Source organism: Pseudomonas sp. BJa3 (assembly GCF_026343815.1).
Lineage (GTDB): Bacteria > Pseudomonadota > Gammaproteobacteria > Pseudomonadales > Pseudomonadaceae > Aquipseudomonas > Aquipseudomonas soli.
Map to the genome: position 1 here is coordinate 1 of NZ_JAOXMC010000229.1, position 268 is coordinate 268.

Annotated in this window: 1 protein-coding gene; it reads right to left on the bottom strand. The window is 71.6% G+C overall.

All coding sequences use genetic code 11. The features are described from left to right. Positions 1–268 (bottom strand): YbaK/EbsC family protein (locus tag OH705_RS27530; protein ID WP_323873509.1); only part of this gene is annotated, 268 nt, incomplete at both ends.

Genomic DNA, 268 nt, shown 5'->3' on the forward strand with positions numbered 1-268 from the left:
GCGGATGTCGGCCACGGTCTCCGGCTCGGCCAGGTCGCGGCCCCAGTTGACGCCGGTGAGGTGGAAGCCGGCCTCGTTGGCGCCGACGACGAAGTCCGCCATCGCCGCGACATCCCGGTCGGCCACCACGCGGATCGCCTGGCGCGGGTTCACCGGGCCGAGGAAACCGGGTTCGCTGCCCAGGTGGGCGAGGATCTCCGCTTCGCTGGCCATGCGGTAGTCGGCCAGGCCAGCCACCTTGCCCAGCTTGATCTCGTTGACGGCGTGG